Annotated in this window: 17 protein-coding genes; 4 read left to right on the top strand and 13 right to left on the bottom strand. The window is 31.4% G+C overall.

From position 1 onward, the window contains the following. Positions 1 to 143 precede the first annotated feature (143 nt). The 5 genes from Q0616_RS10660 to udk all read right to left on the bottom strand — a co-directional run bounded on the left by Q0616_RS10660 (position 144) and on the right by udk (position 5,999). Entirely contained in the window at positions 144 to 2,327 is a 2,184-nt protein-coding gene (locus Q0616_RS10660; protein WP_225532464.1) for an FUSC family membrane protein, read from the bottom strand. Between the two features lie 57 nt (positions 2,328 to 2,384). Next, positions 2,385 to 3,551 carry an RsmD family RNA methyltransferase gene (locus tag Q0616_RS10655; protein WP_298776913.1) on the bottom strand — a complete coding sequence of 389 codons (1,167 nt, stop codon included), beginning with the start codon at positions 3,549 to 3,551 and terminating at the stop codon, positions 2,385 to 2,387. Positions 3,552 to 3,674: 123 nt separating this feature from the next. Beyond that, positions 3,675 to 4,949 (bottom strand): methylmalonyl-CoA mutase family protein, encoded by a 1,275-nt coding sequence (locus tag Q0616_RS10650; protein ID WP_298776912.1) that lies wholly within the window; start codon positions 4,947 to 4,949, stop codon positions 3,675 to 3,677. Continuing rightward, entirely contained in the window at positions 4,942 to 5,331 is a 390-nt protein-coding gene (locus Q0616_RS10645) for a septum formation initiator family protein (RefSeq protein ID WP_171622215.1), read from the bottom strand. The genes Q0616_RS10650 and Q0616_RS10645 overlap by 8 nt, the downstream gene beginning before the upstream one ends. After that, positions 5,331 to 5,999, bottom strand: a complete 669-nt coding sequence (gene udk, locus Q0616_RS10640) for a uridine kinase (RefSeq protein ID WP_348650875.1) — start codon at positions 5,997 to 5,999, stop codon at positions 5,331 to 5,333. Before udk ends, Q0616_RS10645 begins: the two co-directional genes overlap by 1 nt. A gap of 337 nt (positions 6,000 to 6,336) precedes the next feature. On the opposite strand from udk, the gene Q0616_RS10635 reads away from it, so the two are divergent. Next, entirely contained in the window at positions 6,337 to 6,942 is a 606-nt protein-coding gene (locus tag Q0616_RS10635) for a DUF4126 domain-containing protein (protein ID WP_171622213.1), read from the top strand. Between the two features lie 75 nt (positions 6,943 to 7,017). Here the strand turns inward: Q0616_RS10635 and Q0616_RS10630 are convergent, their stop codons facing one another. The 8 genes from Q0616_RS10630 to Q0616_RS10595 all read right to left on the bottom strand — a co-directional run bounded on the left by Q0616_RS10630 (position 7,018) and on the right by Q0616_RS10595 (position 13,414). Further along, the gene (locus Q0616_RS10630) at positions 7,018 to 7,722 is read right to left on the bottom strand and encodes a formyltransferase family protein (protein WP_171622212.1); all 705 of its coding nucleotides are present in this window, start codon (positions 7,720 to 7,722) and stop codon (positions 7,018 to 7,020) included. Further along, positions 7,723 to 8,577, bottom strand: coding sequence for an ATPase (locus Q0616_RS10625; protein WP_298776911.1), 855 nt, complete (start codon positions 8,575 to 8,577; stop codon positions 7,723 to 7,725). 97 nt (positions 8,578 to 8,674) lie between these two features. Beyond that, a complete protein-coding gene (locus tag Q0616_RS10620; protein ID WP_225539510.1) occupies positions 8,675 to 9,127 on the bottom strand; it encodes a DUF4625 domain-containing protein in 453 nt (150 codons plus the stop codon). Positions 9,128 to 9,174: 47 nt separating this feature from the next. Then, complete coding sequence (locus Q0616_RS10615; protein ID WP_298776908.1) at positions 9,175 to 9,495, bottom strand: hypothetical protein; 321 nt, start codon at positions 9,493 to 9,495, stop codon at positions 9,175 to 9,177. Between the two features lie 7 nt (positions 9,496 to 9,502). Next, on the bottom strand, positions 9,503 to 11,887 hold the full coding sequence (locus Q0616_RS10610; RefSeq protein WP_298776907.1) for a TonB-dependent receptor: 2,385 nt from the start codon (positions 11,885 to 11,887) through the stop codon (positions 9,503 to 9,505). A 52-nt stretch (positions 11,888 to 11,939) separates the two neighbouring features. Next, positions 11,940 to 12,251, bottom strand: coding sequence for a hypothetical protein (locus tag Q0616_RS10605; protein ID WP_225541478.1), 312 nt, complete (start codon positions 12,249 to 12,251; stop codon positions 11,940 to 11,942). A gap of 21 nt (positions 12,252 to 12,272) precedes the next feature. Then, complete coding sequence (locus Q0616_RS10600; RefSeq protein ID WP_260542746.1) at positions 12,273 to 12,914, bottom strand: hypothetical protein; 642 nt, start codon at positions 12,912 to 12,914, stop codon at positions 12,273 to 12,275. Beyond that, positions 12,914 to 13,414: a sigma-70 family RNA polymerase sigma factor gene (locus Q0616_RS10595; protein ID WP_171622205.1), complete on the bottom strand. Its 501-nt coding sequence runs from the start codon at positions 13,412 to 13,414 to the stop codon at positions 12,914 to 12,916. The genes Q0616_RS10600 and Q0616_RS10595 overlap by 1 nt, the downstream gene beginning before the upstream one ends. Positions 13,415 to 13,732: 318 nt before the next feature. Between Q0616_RS10595 and Q0616_RS10590 the strand changes: the two genes are divergently transcribed. Genes Q0616_RS10590 through Q0616_RS10580 form a run of 3 tightly spaced genes read left to right on the top strand, consistent with a single transcriptional unit; the run spans position 13,733 to position 17,285 of the window. Continuing rightward, positions 13,733 to 14,425 (top strand): succinate dehydrogenase cytochrome b subunit, encoded by a 693-nt coding sequence (locus tag Q0616_RS10590; protein ID WP_225539515.1) that lies wholly within the window; start codon positions 13,733 to 13,735, stop codon positions 14,423 to 14,425. Between the two features lie 16 nt (positions 14,426 to 14,441). Then, positions 14,442 to 16,454: a fumarate reductase/succinate dehydrogenase flavoprotein subunit gene (locus Q0616_RS10585; RefSeq protein WP_171622203.1), complete on the top strand. Its 2,013-nt coding sequence runs from the start codon at positions 14,442 to 14,444 to the stop codon at positions 16,452 to 16,454. A 60-nt stretch (positions 16,455 to 16,514) separates the two neighbouring features. Then, a complete protein-coding gene (locus Q0616_RS10580; RefSeq protein WP_171622202.1) occupies positions 16,515 to 17,285 on the top strand; it encodes a succinate dehydrogenase/fumarate reductase iron-sulfur subunit in 771 nt (256 codons plus the stop codon). Positions 17,286 to 17,483 lie beyond the last annotated feature (198 nt).

Here is a 17,483-nt window from a genome sequence, read left to right as displayed (position 1 = left end):
ATTTTTTTTTTTTAACAACAATTACGCTTTAAAGATTGACCTTTATGATTTTTTTGTATGTTTTTTTTATTCCATTATTTTTTTTTTTTCCAAAAAAGGTAGTTATAACGTATGATTTTAGATTTTGAATAGTTAAATTATATTTATTCTTTTAACGGTTTTTCTTTTACAAAAACATGTCCAACTTTCGTGAAATCGTAAGAGATTTCGTACAAATACTCAAGTAAATCTTCAATCAACTCAGAGTCATTTTGTAAAGCCTCCGTTTCGATTTCAGTATATGCAATTGTTTTTTCTTTAAACTCGATTGTTTTGGGTAAATTTTCGGTTTCATATTCACCATAAAGTCGAATATTTTGAAGTAATAATTGCAATATTTTTTTCATTAATCGTATGTGTTCGGAAGTTAAAATAACCGAGTTGTTTTTCTTTAGAATTTTCACTAATCCAAGTGAATAGGATACAAATGATTGATTGAAAATGGTAAATTTATTCAAATCATCTGCATTTTCTTGTTTATCTTTTGGCTCTGAAATGACACGTTGAAAAACTGAATTGATATTTGCCATTGCAATAAACACGTCTTTACGCGCTAATTTATAATCTGTTGTGGTAACGTCATTATCAGCTAATTTTTTAAAAATAAGAAAAACAAATTCGTAATTAGCAATTAACGCTTTTTGAATATATTCATTCATGTTATTTTTTTCCCAAGAAGGTAAAATAATGTAGCATGAAATAAAGGCCATTAAACCACCAACTAATGTATCTATTGTTCGTTCTTGTATGATATAAAGTGAATCTTTTTGCGAATAAAAACTAAACGAAATCAAGATGTAAGCTGTTAAATAAAAGGTGCCAACAGCATATTTGTGACGTATGAATGTATACGCCATTAACATAAAGAATAACATCAATACAAATCGTACAGATAGTTGTGGAAAAATAAGTAGGATTAAAATTCCGATTAATCCACCAAAAATAGTTCCTTTTAAACGCTGTAAGTTTCTCTTTTTTGTCACGCTAAAACCAGGTTTTAAGATAACAAGAACAGTCATTAATAGCCAATAACTGTGATAGGTCATGGGAATAATAAATGTTATACAATATGCTAAAAGCATGACAATAGAGGAACGAATAGCATGTCTGAAAATAGAAGATTTTAGGTTGAGATGATCTTTTATTTTTCCGAACGAATAATCGACTGTTGGTTGAAAATGCTCTGCATGATCCAACGGATTTTTCTTTTTTTCGGTAAAAGAATCATCGTAAAAGAATTTATGAATAAATTCTATTTTATAAACAACTTGTTTTAGATTGATATAAATTTTGGATAAAACGATAGGTTTTTTGCCTTCAGCATACAATTCTTTTATTGCGTCATCAATCTTTTTTAATTCAGCATCAAAATCAAAAGAAGGTTTTTTAGGACGTTTGTTCGAATTGATATGATAAGCAATCATTTTTAGTTCGTGCGCTAATTTATTCATCATATTATAAATTTTGCGCATCGCCTTTGTATCGCCATATACTTCCCTAATTTTGACATAATCGTATTGAGTTGCAGTAATATTTTCGAAAATATCCATTAAATCTGAGAACATAAAAACAATCGATCGTCCGATTGGTGTTTGGTCTTTTACCAATTTTTTATTGGTAAAAACTAAGTCTCTGACCAAATTTTGCTTTTCATTAATGACAACATGTTCGTCAATAAGTTTTTGGACAATGTCATCATAATTAGAATCTTTATCAAACATAGAAGCTTTAATTCGGATGTATTCCGAAATATGAATCATGGCATCAGCAAGATTTTGTTGCGCCATTCTGTAGGGACGAAATGTACTAATCGCTAAACTAAAAATAGTGTACCATGCCGCACCAGCAGTAACGTATAAGGCAGTATGTAATGGAGTTAATTCTTGTCTCAAGTCGTTCATATTCATCACCATCGACATCATGATGACCATTCCGAGTGCACTTAGACGTTGTCCCCAAACGGTTAACATATTAGAAAAGAATACGATAATCGTTAAACAAATTCCTAATAAAATTGGAAAATTATTAATCGTTTTTGTTAAATATGAAACAATAAAAATTAATAAAACGGAAAGCCACATCAAGTTTCGACGTTCTTTGAATGGACCAGGAGTGTCTGTCATGTGTGCTAAAACTGCGCCAAGACTTATTGTAACACCAGCATACAAATCGCCAAAAAAACTTGCGACTATAGGAGGTATGATAATCGCCAAAGAGGTTTTTAAACCATCAGAAAGCGCTTCTCCATATATAAAGTTTTCGATTTTATTCTTAAGTTTCAAATGCAAAATTATAGGGTTGTAAAATTGTTGTATAAAATTAGCACAACTTTTCTCGAAACCCAACTAAACACGCGAAGTTTTTAGAATATGAAAACCATCTATACTTTGTGTAAAAATTAATGTTGTTTCACCACCATCTGTTATTTTAAATTTCTTTTTGACAATATCTATTGCTTGGTTATAGTTTTTTACCAAAAGATTAGCTTTAGATTTTATAATTTCTTTTTTAGGATGATTGATGTGTTTTTCCACTGAATATATTTTTCCAGGAAATTCGTTCAAAAGTTCATTAGACGTATATAAATGGGTGTTTTGATGTAATTTATGCAAATTAAATTTTTCGCTCAATAATTTGAAAGCGCCCGTTTTTAGAATAGCAACATTTGGTTCGTAAATATACTGTTGTACTGTTCCAAAATTTGCATTAGAATTGTATTCGTCTTCAAAGTTGAATGAAAATTCAGGTTGATTACTTTCTAAATTAATTGCTTTAATCAAAGGATTTTTAGTAGAGCAATTTTTATCAATAATCAGTAGAAAATCTTTCACTTCATTTTTTAAAGCAACGATATGTATTTCTGAAATGGAATCAATTTGCTGTAAGGTAGAAGTGATGTCCAATAATGGAGAAAGCTTGATGATGATTTTATTAGATTTCTCGAAAAAAGTTGGCATCCATTCTAAAATATTTGGCTCTAAATCTTCTAAAATAAATTTTCTTCCACTCGAATTTCTTCGGGCTGGATCAAGATAAATAACATCAAACTTAGATTCAGGATTGGTTTCAAAAAATGATTGAAAAGTACCAGTGTAAGTTTCTAAATTTGGAGCTAAAATTTGTGCATTATGTTGTACAATTTCACTTAATTCTGGATTTTGTTCGATATGATATACTTTTTCGAAATTTTTAGCAAAAGCCATGGTGTCAATTCCAAAACCCGCGGTCAAATCGATTAATGTTTTTCCTTTAACCAAACTCGATTTATAATTTGCAGCAGCTTCAGAGCTTGCTTGTTCTAAATTGATAGATGGCGGAAAATAAATGTTTTTTGTCGAATAAAGTGTTGGGAATTTATATTTTGCTACTTGAATTCCTTTTAATTGTTGTGCAATTTCTGCCGAAGAAATACCATCAAATAACGATTTTTTTAAACCAATAGATTTGAAATCTTCTTGCTCGATTATTTTTAAATAATCTTGAAATTCTTGTGTTAAAATATTTTGATTCAAAACGATTTTTTTAGAAATAAGCTAATGTTTTATCAAAAACAAGACTTCAGTAACACAAGGATACTGAAGTCTTATTATTATTTTGTTCGGAATGAAATTGCTTGTCAATTTCATTTGCGAAATTTATTTATTTTCTTCTTTTTCTGCTAAACGAGTTGGTACAATAGGAATAAAAAGAGCTGGTTTAACTATTTTTTCTTTTGGAATTTTTTCAATGACATCAGAAGGGTTTCTAAACTTATTTACACCAATCAATTTGATAATCTGTTCATCAAAATCTTTTTGTTCTTTTTTCGCACTTGTATAAATAAAATCTTGAATGGTTTCGCTTTGTAAGGCTTTAATAAATCCACCTGCAGTTTGAATTGTTTTGAATAATTCTAATGCATTTTCTGCCATTTGGTTTGTTAAGGTTTCAATATAAAAAGAACCTGCAGCAGGATCAGCAAATTGATTTAAATAGGATTCTTTTTGCAATAACAATTGTTGTTTTGCTGCTAATTCTAACCCAAAATCAGATTCGTTATTTAATTCATCATAAGCACCTACAAAAACAGCATCACTCGAACCAAAAATAGCAGAAGAAGCTTCTACAGTAGAACGAATAACATTGTTGTAAATATCTAATTTAGATTTATTACGATCAGAAGTTGAGGTGAAAACAAAGGCTTCACTTTCTTTATTGTATTGTTCTAAAATCATTTTCCACAAAAAACGGAACGCTCTTAATTTTGCCACTTCGAAGAAATAATTACTTCCTACAGCAAATTTAAAATAGATTTTATCAGCAACATCAGCACCAAAGTTCTCTAAATATTCGACAGCATGTGCAAGTGTAATCGCAATTTGTTGTACATGATTTGCTCCTGCATTTTGATAAATATCTCCTTGAATTGAAATTACTTTTTCGAAATTTTCTAAAGCTAAAGCTTCTTTTATCAATTCTTTTGTTGCATTCTCAGAATCATTTTGCCACAAGCCATTTTGAGCCAAATAACCATAAGGATCTATATCCAAATATTTTAAATTCGGAAGTTTTTCAAGAGATTTTAAAGCTGATGAGCCATCATACTGAATAAATAAATCCAAGTAATTAGGAAGATCTAACGTAGAATTTGCTTCTTTTTGATTGATCAAATAACCATATAAAAAGCTATAATCTTGATTTTTATTTCCCGTATATTTTGAAATTATTTTCCAATCTTTAGAAGATTTTGGTAATGGTTGAATAGTTGAATAATCAACATCATCTTTTGTATACAATGGTTTAACGTTAATTTGGTCATTTGTTCCCCAAACCAACGTTTCATTATATTCTAATCCTTTCAGTTCTACTTGAACTTTATTTTTCCATTCTTTTTCAGAAATCGTATCGAAATCTTGAAATAATTTATTCATTTTCTTTATTTTGTGGCTTCTCAATTTTCTCTTGCTGAATGATAAAAATATCTTCATCATCTTTTTTCAAGAAATGTTTTTCTCTTGCGATGCGTTCTATTTCAGCAGGATTACTATTTAATTGATTTAATTTCTCTGTTTCTTTATCCAAATGTTCTTGGTAATATTGTTCATCAACCTCTAATAATTTGATTTGTTTATCTAACTCGCGATGTACGAAAAAAGAGTTTTGATCGAAAAAAATCATCCAAATAGCAAACGATACCGTTAATATAAAGTAACGATTCCAAACAAATTTGAAGACAAAAGTATCTTTAATTTTTCTTTTCGGCACTTCTGGTATTAGCTCTTCGTCAAAGATTTCTTCCGATTTTTCTTTCATTATACAGCAGTTTTTGAGTTAAGTTTTTCTTTAATTACAGTTGATAAAACTTTTACTGCGACAGAATTTTTCTTTTTCATATTTGGAATAATAATGTCTGCATAGTTTTTAGAAGGTTCGATAAATTGTTGATGCATTGGTTTCAGTGTTTTTTGATAACGCGTTAAAACTTCATCCAAATCTCGACCGCGTTCTTGTATGTCACGGCGTACACGGCGAATTAATCTTTCGTCAGAATCTGCGTGAACAAAGATTTTTACATCAAACAAATCGCGTAATTCTGGATCTGTAAGTACCAAAATTCCTTCTACGATAATAACAGACTGAGGATGTGTCAATATTGTTTCCTCTTTGCGACTATGCGTAATGAACGAATAAACAGGTTGCTCGATTGAAACTCCATTTTTAAGTAAAGCAACATGTTCTTTTAACAATTCAAAATCAATAGATCTTGGATGATCAAAATTTATTTTAGAACGTTCATCAAATGATAATTCAGGATGATCTTTATAATAATTATCTTGAGAAATAACGATGACACTTTCAGCGTTAAGATCTCTCAAAATATTGTTTACAACGGTCGTTTTTCCCGATCCTGTACCTCCTGCAATTCCTATTACCAGCATTTTTGTTTTATTATTATTTTTTATTTCGTTTGATATTTCCATTGCAAGAGTTCTCATAAAATTTCCTTAAAGATAAAATTTTCTTATTAGAAATTAAAATAAAAAGAAATGGATTCTTGCAAAATATTAAAGGGTGTCGTGAAAAAGTTTTGGTTGATTGATTTTGTGAAAAGAAATAATGATCAATCCACTTCAATATAGGTTGAGTTATTAATCGATTATTTAGATGTACTTCAAACATTTAGACTTAATTACAAAATAAAAGTACTTTGTAGCACTTGGTTTTTCTTAATCGAATGCAAAGGAAAGAAAAAAAATAAAAACTTTATCTTTTTTATTGTTATATTTATTAAATCAGAACTATAAAAAATACTATACTATGAATGATTTATTATCAATGACTACTGTTTTCTCTTTATTTCTCGGAATTGGATTGGCTGCTGCAGCTGGTTTTAGGATTTTTTTACCATTATTTGTTTTAAGTTTAGTGGTGAAATTTGGCGGAAGTTTTATTAATCTTGATGATAGTTGGATGTGGATAGGAAGTACACCAGCGTTGATTACGCTTGGTGTAGCGATGTTGGTTGAAATTGGGGCTTATTATATTCCAATTATTGATAATCTTTTAGATACCGTAGCGGTACCTTTGGCAGGGATTGCAGGAACGATTGCGGTTGGCATAACGTTACCAGAAATGAATGAGGTAGCAACTTGGGCTTTAGCAATTATAGCTGGTGGTGGAACTGCGGCAGCGATTAGCGGAACTACTGCTGCTGCACGAGCAGTTTCAACTACTACAACTGCTGGTGCTGGTAATTTTTTGGTTAATACAGGTGAAACTTTTAGTTCTATTGTATTAAGTATTACAGCAATTGTATTAGCGCCATTAGCGTTTATTTTTGTATTGTTTATATTATATGTTTGTTATAGAGCATATAAAAGTGTTCAAAAAAAAGGAGATCAATTATTAGCAGAAGAATTGTAAAATAAATATTAAGGAATAAAAAAAGGTCTATTCAAAATTTTGAGTAAACCTTTTTAGTTTATTTTAATCAATAGGTTAAACTATTTTATATTTTTCTTTGTAACCTTCAAACGCTTGCATTAGGTTTTCTTCAATTACTTTAGGCATTCTTCTTGTCGCTTCAAACTCGTTTGAAGAAAGTGATTTGAATTTTGAAAGGGTCGGAATTATTTCAATCGAATTTATTAACATTTCAATTTCGATTTCATATTGACGATAAGCAACCGAATGAAAAGTATCATTTTCATAAACCGGAATATGCTGTTGTTCAATCAAAAAACCTGCATCTGCTTCTGTATCGACAAAGTGGGTAGTTACACCAATTTCTACACCTTTTGTAATTGCCCATTTTAGTGAATCTAAACCTCTTGTCAAAGGTAAAAAACCTGGATGTGTATTGATGATTTTATGATTTTCGACCAATTCATCTGGTAATAAACCTGCACCAGCTATGATGACAAAGTTAGCTTCAAAATCATTTAATTGGCGATTTAAGGTATCAGCAGTTGTTAAATCAAATTCGTATCCGAAATTTTTGCAAAATTCAATTGGATCTACCTGTATAGCCTTACTTGGACGATGTTGGTAAATGGGTTTGAAGGGATTTTCGCGTTGTACAAATGGTAGTGCAAATACTTTTATATTTTGATAACCTTTTGCTTTCAGGCCAGTTAAAACATCTTGCGTTTTACGATGAGGCGTGTTATAAGAAATTATCGCAATTTTTGGTTGAGAAATCATTTATTTAATTAAATATTTTTTGTGATAATCCACAACGTTGTCAATCGGTTTTCTAATGATATGTCCTACAGTTAAGTGAAATTCAGCAGCAACAGAACGTATAACATCTTCGTATATGTGAGCGATAGAACCAATAAAATTTAATTCGGAATGACGTGCTTCTTCATAAGGCATAATTTGATATTCAATAAAAGAAGACATTGCATCATAAATAATTTTCTGAATAAATGGGTCATTTTTATGCTCAACCACAAATTTATTGAAGGAAGCTAAATAGGTATTTGCAAATTTGTTTTGATATACATTTTTATTTAGTTCTTCTACAGATAATTTGTAATAATCATCAAACGCTTTAGCCAAATGTGGTGGCATTTTTTTTGTATAGAAAGCGCGTAATACTCGTTTACCTAAGTCATTTCCAGAACCTTCGTCTCCTAAGATGTAAGCCAAAGATTTTGTTTCTTCACGTAAAGTTGTTCCATCAAAATAACATGAATTAGATCCTGTTCCTAAGATACAAACCATTGCAGGTTTTCCCATGTACGTAGCATAACAAGCAGCTAATAAATCATGGTCAACAACCAGTTCTGCATTAGGGAAGAAATTATTTAATCCGTTTTTTATGACTTCGTACATCGCTTCACTCGAAGTTCCAGCTCCGTAAAAAAAGACTTTCGTAAACTCATTTGCAACAGGTGCAAAATCTTCATTTTTTTGTAATTCAGCAGTAATATCTTCAGCTGTTACAAAATATGGGTTAAATCCGATTGTATTTGTTCTAAACACTTCATTCAGGTTACTATCTAAAATCACCCAATCTGTTTTAGTAGAACCGCTATCCGCTATTGCAATCATTTTTTAGTTTTGATATAATTGAGGATTGCTAAAGTAACATTCTTTTAACAATAGACATAAAAAAACGCTCGAAATTTCGAGCGTTTCTAAAATTATTTTAATGTTCGTGATCGTGATCTTCACCTACAACGATTTCGAGAAAGGATTGTGTTTGATTTCCGGCGCGATCAATTAAGAATAATCCTAAGTGATAATGCCCTTCTGTAATTCCTTCTGCAGGAATATTTACTTGATGACTTAATGTGTGCTCGGTTTTTCCTGCCGGAATAGCCTCTTCCGCATCATACGTCCAATTAACATTTGCTGTTCTATGTTCATGTTCGTCTTCCGCAGAATGAATTTCGATTTTTACAGCTCCTAATTCTATATTATCTTTCAAAATTGCATCAATCGTAATGGTTTCCCCTAAATGAAATTCATCATGATCTTTTGGAGCAATCAAATTAATTTCTGGTTTTGTTGTATCTAATGAAGAGTCATCTGATGAACAAGACGTAACGAATAATGCGACGATTGAAACGAATATGTATTTTAAAATTGTGTTTTTCATTGTTTTATTTTTTTGATTTGAATAGTTATTTTAAGATTTTAGTTGATTTATTTATAAACAAAATCTTGAGGTGGTCCTCGTGTAAAATGATATTCAATTGTAGAAAATTCAATTTTTTCTATTTGTTCAAAACTTTCTTTTTTGTAAAATTCTTCGTTAAGTTTTACTTCAACTTTAGGATCATCATGAGTATCAATAAAAATTGTATAAAATATAAAATGATTACACTGATGATGAATAATTTCTTTCTTTTGATTCGAAATTTCTGGCGAATGATCGATTAAAGAAAAATGTAATTGATTAAAAATCGGTATCGAAAAAAGAATAATACTAAAGAAAAGTCCAAAAAATGGCTGTCTCTTTTTCATGTATAAACTATTTTCCGAACGGAATTCCTACCATAATTTGTATATTTCTTGCTTGTTCTGGTAACTGTAAAGCGCGATAAAAACTAGTGTGATTGTAATAATTTTTATTGAATAAATTAGAAACTTGAACACTTAAATTTGCATGAAAATTATTGAATTTAAGTTTCGTTTTTCCTCCAATGCCAACTAAAAAATAACTTGGAGTAAGATCTTCGTTTTGTGCAATTTTATCTTGCTCAAAGGTATATTTTCCATTTACAAAAAAGCTCAACTCATCTAAAAATCCGATATTTTGATTGACTTTATAATTAACTTGTCCAAACACATTATTCGCAGGCGTAAAAGGAAGATAATTTCCTAACTTGTTATTTTCAGTAATTTGTCGGTTATACAAATATTCGTAGACAACATTTGCATCAAAGTTTTCATTGATTTTTTTACGAACTTCAAATTCAAAACCAGTTAATAACGCTTTGCTTTGCGTATATTGATAAATTTGTCCGCCATGAGGAAGTATAGAAAATTGTCCCGAAGGTTTCAAGAAAATGTAATTACTGAAATAATATAAATAAGGACTTACCGATATATCCCAGTCATTTTTATGAAAAACGGATTTAAAGTCGAATGCAATTCCTTTTTCAACATCCAAATTGTCATCACCGCGCTCGTGTCTAAAACTTCCGTGATGAATTCCATTAGAACCTAATTCGATAGCTGTTGGTAAACGGAAATTTGTTCCAATATTTAAATTGAAATCCCATTGTTGATTAGGTTGAAAAGTTGCACCAATCATTCCATTCAAATTGCTAAAATTACGATCGATGGACTTACTACGATTGGCATAATAATCTGCTATGCCTGTTGAGTTTCCTTTTTCGATTAAATAATTGTATAAAAATTCATCAAAATAGCCTTCAGATTTAAAAGTAGAATAATCATAACGTAAACCAGCAGTTACTTTCCATGTATTTCCTTTTTTGAATTCTTCAATCAGAAATCCACTAAAAATGTTTCGATCATATTTTGGTAATAAATAATTGTATCCACTAATATTATTTACCTGAATTTGCGCTTGAGCACCAATTATCGTCTTGAAATTTTTACTGTGATTATGTTCAAATTTTAATTGAGAATCGTAAGTAGAAAGATTAAAATCTAATTCTAAATTCGGATTTAATAAAGGAGCTGGTTGATTTGCGTAATGTGTATGAAAAGCACTTACTTCTTGTCGACGATTATTTTGGTAGCTACCCAGAAATTTCAGAACATCTTTCGAGTTTAAGCGGAATTCATTTTCAGAAATTACTTTGAAATGATTTACTTTTTGATAAGGAAATTCGATATTTCGGTTATTTCCATCATCTTTTAAGCGATCAATAGATGGAATTCCGTGCGAACCAGGGAAAAACCCAATCTTTTGGTTAACATTAGAAACAGTTAAAATCGAACGAAATTTTTCGCCAATATAACCAGTTTGTATTTCTGCATTAAAATCTTGTCCAGCCGTATTTTTTACTCGTTTGTTGTAAATTGGTAAATACCGATTGAGGTAATAAATGCGATCTGTTGTTGTTTTGTAATCGGCATAATCTGAATAAGAACCTTTTATTTTGTAGAAAAAATGATTTCCACGAGATTTTAAATTAAATCCAATTCCAATATTATCATTAATCGATTGATACAATGCTTTTGTTTCTCCAGAAAGCGAATGTTTTGCGGGTAAATTATTGTTATTTATTTTGATAACTCCTGCAATAGCTTCATTTCCGTACCCCAATGCAGCAGGTCCTTTTATGACTTCAATATCTTCAATATTTAGCGCATCAATCTCTAAACCATGATCGGCTCCCCATTGTTGACCTTCTTGTTTAACTCCATTTTCAGCAACAATTAATCGGTTGAAACCAAGTCCTCGTATGATTGGTTTTGACGCTGAAGACCCAATTCCAGAAGCGTTAATTCCAGCCATATTTTCTAATGATTTGGCTAAAGATCCTGCATAGTTTTCTTGAATATAGGATTGATCGACACGTTGAATATTTGCAGTCGAAAAATCGTGATGATGTCCCAAAACAGTTACTTCATCTAAATTGTATGCTTTGTGAAATGTAAGGGTAAAGACAATTTTTTGATTTTTATCAAATGTGATGTTTTGCGAAAAAGGTTCGTAACCTTGTTCATCAATTTGCACTTGGTATTGCCCTTGATTTAAATTTTCTATTTTGAATTTTCCTTCAGCATTTGCATGATATTCATCGTTGTTAATATATAAGGTTGCGAAAGGAATTGGTTGTTGGTTTTTATCAATAATTTGACCTTCGAAAATATTTTGCGCAAACACAGATCCGCACAAAAATGTAGCTACAATACTACATTGTATGTTGATTGACATAAATACAATAATTTAATAACGTTAAAAAAATAAGGATGGTTTTTTACTGAAATTAAATTATATAGGGTGGTGCTCGAAGGCTTTTTTGAGTAAGTAATACTGTTTGTTTTACACGAGTTGTGTAAAGTGTTTTATCTTTTTGAATGAATGATATCGACCATTGAAATAATTCGATTTCTGAATCATTTTCGATAAAATGCTGATTGAAATGACAGACTGTACAGCTGTGATCGTGTACGTTAGAGAATTGCTCTTTTAATTCTTTGTGCTCTTCATTAAAAGCGTGTTCCAATATATGCGCAGATTGATACACTGTCATAAACAGTGAAATCATTAGCATGGTATATTGGATGAATTTTTTCATTTCTCTTGCAAAAATACTATTTTATTTCATTTCTCTCAATTCTTTTAAGTTTTGTTGAAGTTTTCTTAAAAATAGAAAATAAATAATTCCATAATAAATAGTCCCTATAATTACGATAAATGTAACAGCTGTTATGATAGCAATCCATCCGTAAAGAGAGGCGTTATCTGTAAGAGGTTGAATGTCATTTACATGTTTTGCTAAATAAATAGATTGACCTAATTCGTAATAAAACGGTGCAGAGGAAACAATCAAACTCAAAACGGTAAAAAGAATAAATAAATTGACTAATCGACGGAAAGAGATGATGTTTTTCATTAAATCAACAACAGATTGATTTAGATTTATTTTCTTGTAGTAACGATAAGCCATGACCAAAAATCCGAATGTAATGACTATACTAAAAACTGATGCAATTTCATAATTGGTAATCGTTTTCTCTTCAACTAATGATTTGACATCATTATTAAAAAAATTTTTCCCCGAAATTAAGACATAAGCATTGTAAACAAGAAAAAGGATGAATTCACAAAACGTGAAAATAAACAACCATTTTATTGTTGTTGATGATTTCTTTTTTAACATTTGAAAAATTTGATTTTGATCAAATTTTTCTTCTTCCTTGATGGAACCCCAAATTGATTTTAAGTCATCTAACTCCATTATTGTTCCATTTTAGACATTATTTCTTTTAATTTAATCTTCACACGATTCATTTTTACACGCGCATTCACTTCTGAAATTCCTAAAGTTTCGGCAATATCTTTATAAGGTAAATCTTCTAAAAAGAGGAGAACTAAAGCTCTTTCTACATCATTTAATAGACGAATAGCAGCATACAATAGGGTGATGCGTTCTTCTAAGAATTCGTCTTTTTCTTCTGACTTTAAATGAATAAAATGCGTTTCGTTTAGGTCAGTTTCGTTTGATTTTGATTTCTTTCTAATTAAAGTAATAGCGGTATTCAAACTAACCCGATACATCCATGTGCTAAATTTAGAATCGCCTTTAAATGAATCGTATGAACGCCATAATTGCAAAACAATTTCTTGAAATAAATCGTCATGAGAGTCTTTGTCGTCTGTATAAATACGACAAACCTTGTGGATTATTCCTTGATTTTTCTCGATTAATTCAGTGAAAATTTTTGCTTTATTGTCCAAACTATTGCTTTGTTGACTTTATATGTAGTATAAAAAATTGAAATGTTACAACCAAAAATAAAAAATCCTCTTATATTGCTATAAGAGGATTAACCTAACTAACTTAAACCTATGAAAAGTTGTTCTACTTTTCTATTGCAAGTATAGAGAATAATTATTGATTACACAATATTTTTTTTAATTGTTAAAAATTTGCTAAATAACTAAGAATGATTCTAAACTAACGATTATGTTAATGAAATGATATATTTCATTGTGATTAGAGTAGAGGGATGATTAAATTTGTAGAAATATCTAAAAAATTAAACGAATTGCTTTATGGCAAATGAATCATTACTAAAATCGTCGATTGGTAGGAAGTTCGCGATGGCGCTTTCAGCGTTATTTTTGATCGTGTTCTTGTTACAGCATTTCGTGATTAATGCGTTATCTGTAATTAATCCGAATGGGTTCAATGAAGTTTCGGCTTTCATGAGTAACAACCCTTTTATTCAGTACTTAATGCAACCTATCTTATTAATTGGTGTAGTTTACCACTTTGTAATGGGGTTTGTATTAGAGGCTCAAAACAAAAAAGCTCGTGGACCAGTTGCTTATCAAAAGTATAATGGTGCTGCAAATGCAACTTGGATGTCAAGAAATATGATTATTTCTGGATCTGTAATCTTAGTTTTCTTATTATTACACTTGTATGATTTTTGGGTTCCAACAATCATGGATCACTACATTACTCCAAATCCAGAGTTTGCGCAAGGAAATTACTTTATGGATCATTTAGGTCACGTATTCTCATTAGAAGGTGCTTTAGGGTTTGTAAGATTAGTAATTTACATTGTTGCTTTTGTATTTTTATCATTACACTTACAACATGGTTTTGCTTCTGCATTCCAATCTATTGGTGCAAAACATAGCAAATATACACCTGTAATTGTAGCTTTCGGGAAATGGTATTCTATTTTAATTCCAGCTGGTTTCATTATCATCGCTGTTTACCATTTTTTTGTTAAATAATTAAATAATATCAAGAATGAGTATATTAGATTCTAAATCTCCACAAGGAGATATCGCAAAACAATGGAGCGAACACAAAGCTCACTTAAACTTAGTGGCTCCAAATAACCGTGATAAAATTGATGTTATTGTAGTTGGTACAGGTTTAGCTGGAGGTTCTGCTGCTGCTACTTTAGCAGAGTTAGGATACAAAGTGAAAGCTTTTTGTTACCAAGATTCTCCACGTCGTGCTCACTCTATTGCTGCACAAGGAGGGATCAATGCTGCTAAAAACTATAAAGGAGATAACGACTCTATCTACCGTTTATTTTACGATACAATCAAAGGAGGTGATTACCGTGCTCGTGAGTCTAACGTTTATCGTTTAGCAGAGGTTTCAGGTAATATCATCGACCAATGTGTAATGCAAGGGGTACCTTTTGCACGTGATTACGGTGGTTTATTAGATAATCGTTCTTTTGGTGGGGTACAAGTATCTCGTACTTTCTATGCGAAAGGTCAAACAGGACAACAATTATTATTAGGTGCTTATTCAGCAATGAATCAGCAAATTCACTTAGGGCACATCCAAATGTATAATCGTCACGAAATGTTAGACATTGTACTTGTAGATGGAAAAGCTCGTGGTATTATTGCTCGTAATTTAATTACTGGTGAAATCGAAAGACATTCTGCACACGCAGTAGTTATTGCAACTGGTGGATATGGAAACGTATATTTCTTGTCTTCTAATGCAATGGGGTCTAACGTAACTTCTGCTTGGAAAATTCATAAAAAAGGTGCTTTGTTTGCTAACCCATGTTATGTACAAATTCACCCTACTTGTATTCCAATTCACGGTACAAATCAATCAAAATTAACGTTGATGTCTGAATCTTTACGTAACTCTGGTCGTATCTGGGTTCCTAAAAAGAAAGAAGACGCTGAGGCGATTCGTGCTGGTAAGAAGAAAGCAGTCGATATCAAAGAAGAAGATAGAGATTACTATTTAGAAAGACGTTATCCTGCATTCGGTAACTTAGTTCCTCGTGACGTTGCGTCTCGTGCTGCTAAAGAGCGTTGTGATGCTGGTTACGGTATTGAAGCAAACGAAACAGGAGAAGGAGTTTACTTAGATTTTACAGATGAAATTAAGAAAAAAGGTCGTGAAGTTGCATTTGCAAACGGTGATCAAAATCCATCAGATGCTGAAATTGAAAAATTAGGTAAAAAATGGATTGAAGAGAAATATGGTAACTTATTCCAAATGTATTATAAAATTACAGATGAGAATCCATATGAGAATCCAATGCGTATCTATCCTGCAATTCACTATACAATGGGTGGTGTTTGGGTTGATTACAACTTACAATCAACAATCCCTGGATGTTTCGTAGTTGGAGAGGCTAACTTCTCTGATCACGGAGCTAACCGTTTAGGAGCTTCTGCCTTAATGCAAGGTTTAGCAGATGGTTATTTCGTTTTACCTTACACTATAGCAGATTATTTATCAGCTGATATTCGTACAGGTAAAATCCCAACAGATACACCTGAATTTGATGAAGCAGAGAAAGCTGTAAAAGATCAAATTCAACACTTCTTAAACAATAAAGGAACTAAGACAGTAGATAGTTTCCATAAACGTTTAGGAATCATTATGTGGAACAAAGTAGGTATGGCACGTAATGCAGAAGGTTTAAAAGAAGCGATTGCTGAAATTGCTGCTTTACGTGAAGAATTCTACCGTGACGTGAAAGTGCCTGGTGAGGCTAACGAAATGAATACTGAGTTAGAAAAAGCAGGACGTGTAGCTGACTTCCTTGAATTAGGACAGTTAATGGCTATAGACGCACTTAACCGTAACGAATCGTGTGGTGGACACTTCCGTGAAGAGTATCAAACAGAAGAAGGAGAGGCTATGCGTGATGATGAAAACTATGCTTATGTTGCTGCTTGGGAATACAAAGGAAGCGACATTAACGAAGAGGTTTTACACAAAGAAGAGTTGAATTACAAATATATCGAGCTTAAAACTCGTAGTTATAAATAATAAAATCATTTTGCTTGATAGTTTACGATCAAGCAAAATGTCAAAATATCATATAGAATTATGGCATCATCAAAAACAATCAGCATCACGCTGAAAATTTGGCGTCAAAAAAACGCTAATGCTCAAGGAAAAATGGAAACATATTCCTTAAAAGATGTTTCTACAGATTCTTCTTTCTTAGAAATGCTTGATTTATTAAACGAGCAATTAGTAGAGGAAGGAAAAGAGCCAGTTGCTTTCGACCACGATTGTCGTGAAGGTATTTGTGGTATGTGTTCTTTATTCATTAACGGTGAAGCACACGGACCAGATAGAGGTGTTACAACTTGTCAATTACACATGCGTAAGTTCAAAGATGGTGAAACGATATACATCGAACCATGGAGATCTGCTGCATTCCCAGTAATCAAAGATTTAATTGTAGACCGTACATCTTTTGATCGTATTCAACAAGCTGGAGGTTACATTTCTATTAACACATCAGGACGTACAGTAGACGCAAACAATATTCCTGTAAACAAAATGAATGCAGATGAAGCGTTTGACGCTGCAACATGTATTGGTTGTGGAGCATGTGTTGCAACTTGTAAAAATGGATCAGCAATGTTATTCGTAGGAGCAAAAGTTTCTCAATTCGCATTGTTACCTCAAGGACAAGTAGAAGCTGCTCGTCGTGCTCAGAAAATGGTTGCTCAGATGGACTTAGAAGGCTTTGGTAACTGTACAAATACAGGTGCTTGTGAAGTTGAATGTCCTAAAGGAATTTCTTTAGATAACATCGCACGTATGAACCGTGAGTATTTATCTGCTAAAATTGTATCACAAGAATAATACATTCGGATATATATTTATAAAAGAGAGGCTTATGTCTCTCTTTTTTTGTGCTTTAAAAAAGCATAAAAAAAGGATTTCAATTGCTTGAAATCCTTCCCAATGTCAAATTCTTTCCTCTGAATAAGTCCATTGTAACTTGTCCTTTCTAAATGATTATAAAAATGAAAAAAAATCTATATACAACAGTTTTTCTTT

Source organism: uncultured Empedobacter sp., assembly GCF_937930195.1.
GTDB lineage: Bacteria > Bacteroidota > Bacteroidia > Flavobacteriales > Weeksellaceae > Empedobacter > Empedobacter stercoris.
Note: the sequence above shows the minus strand (reverse complement) of the source record. Positions and strands in the feature narration are given on the sequence as shown.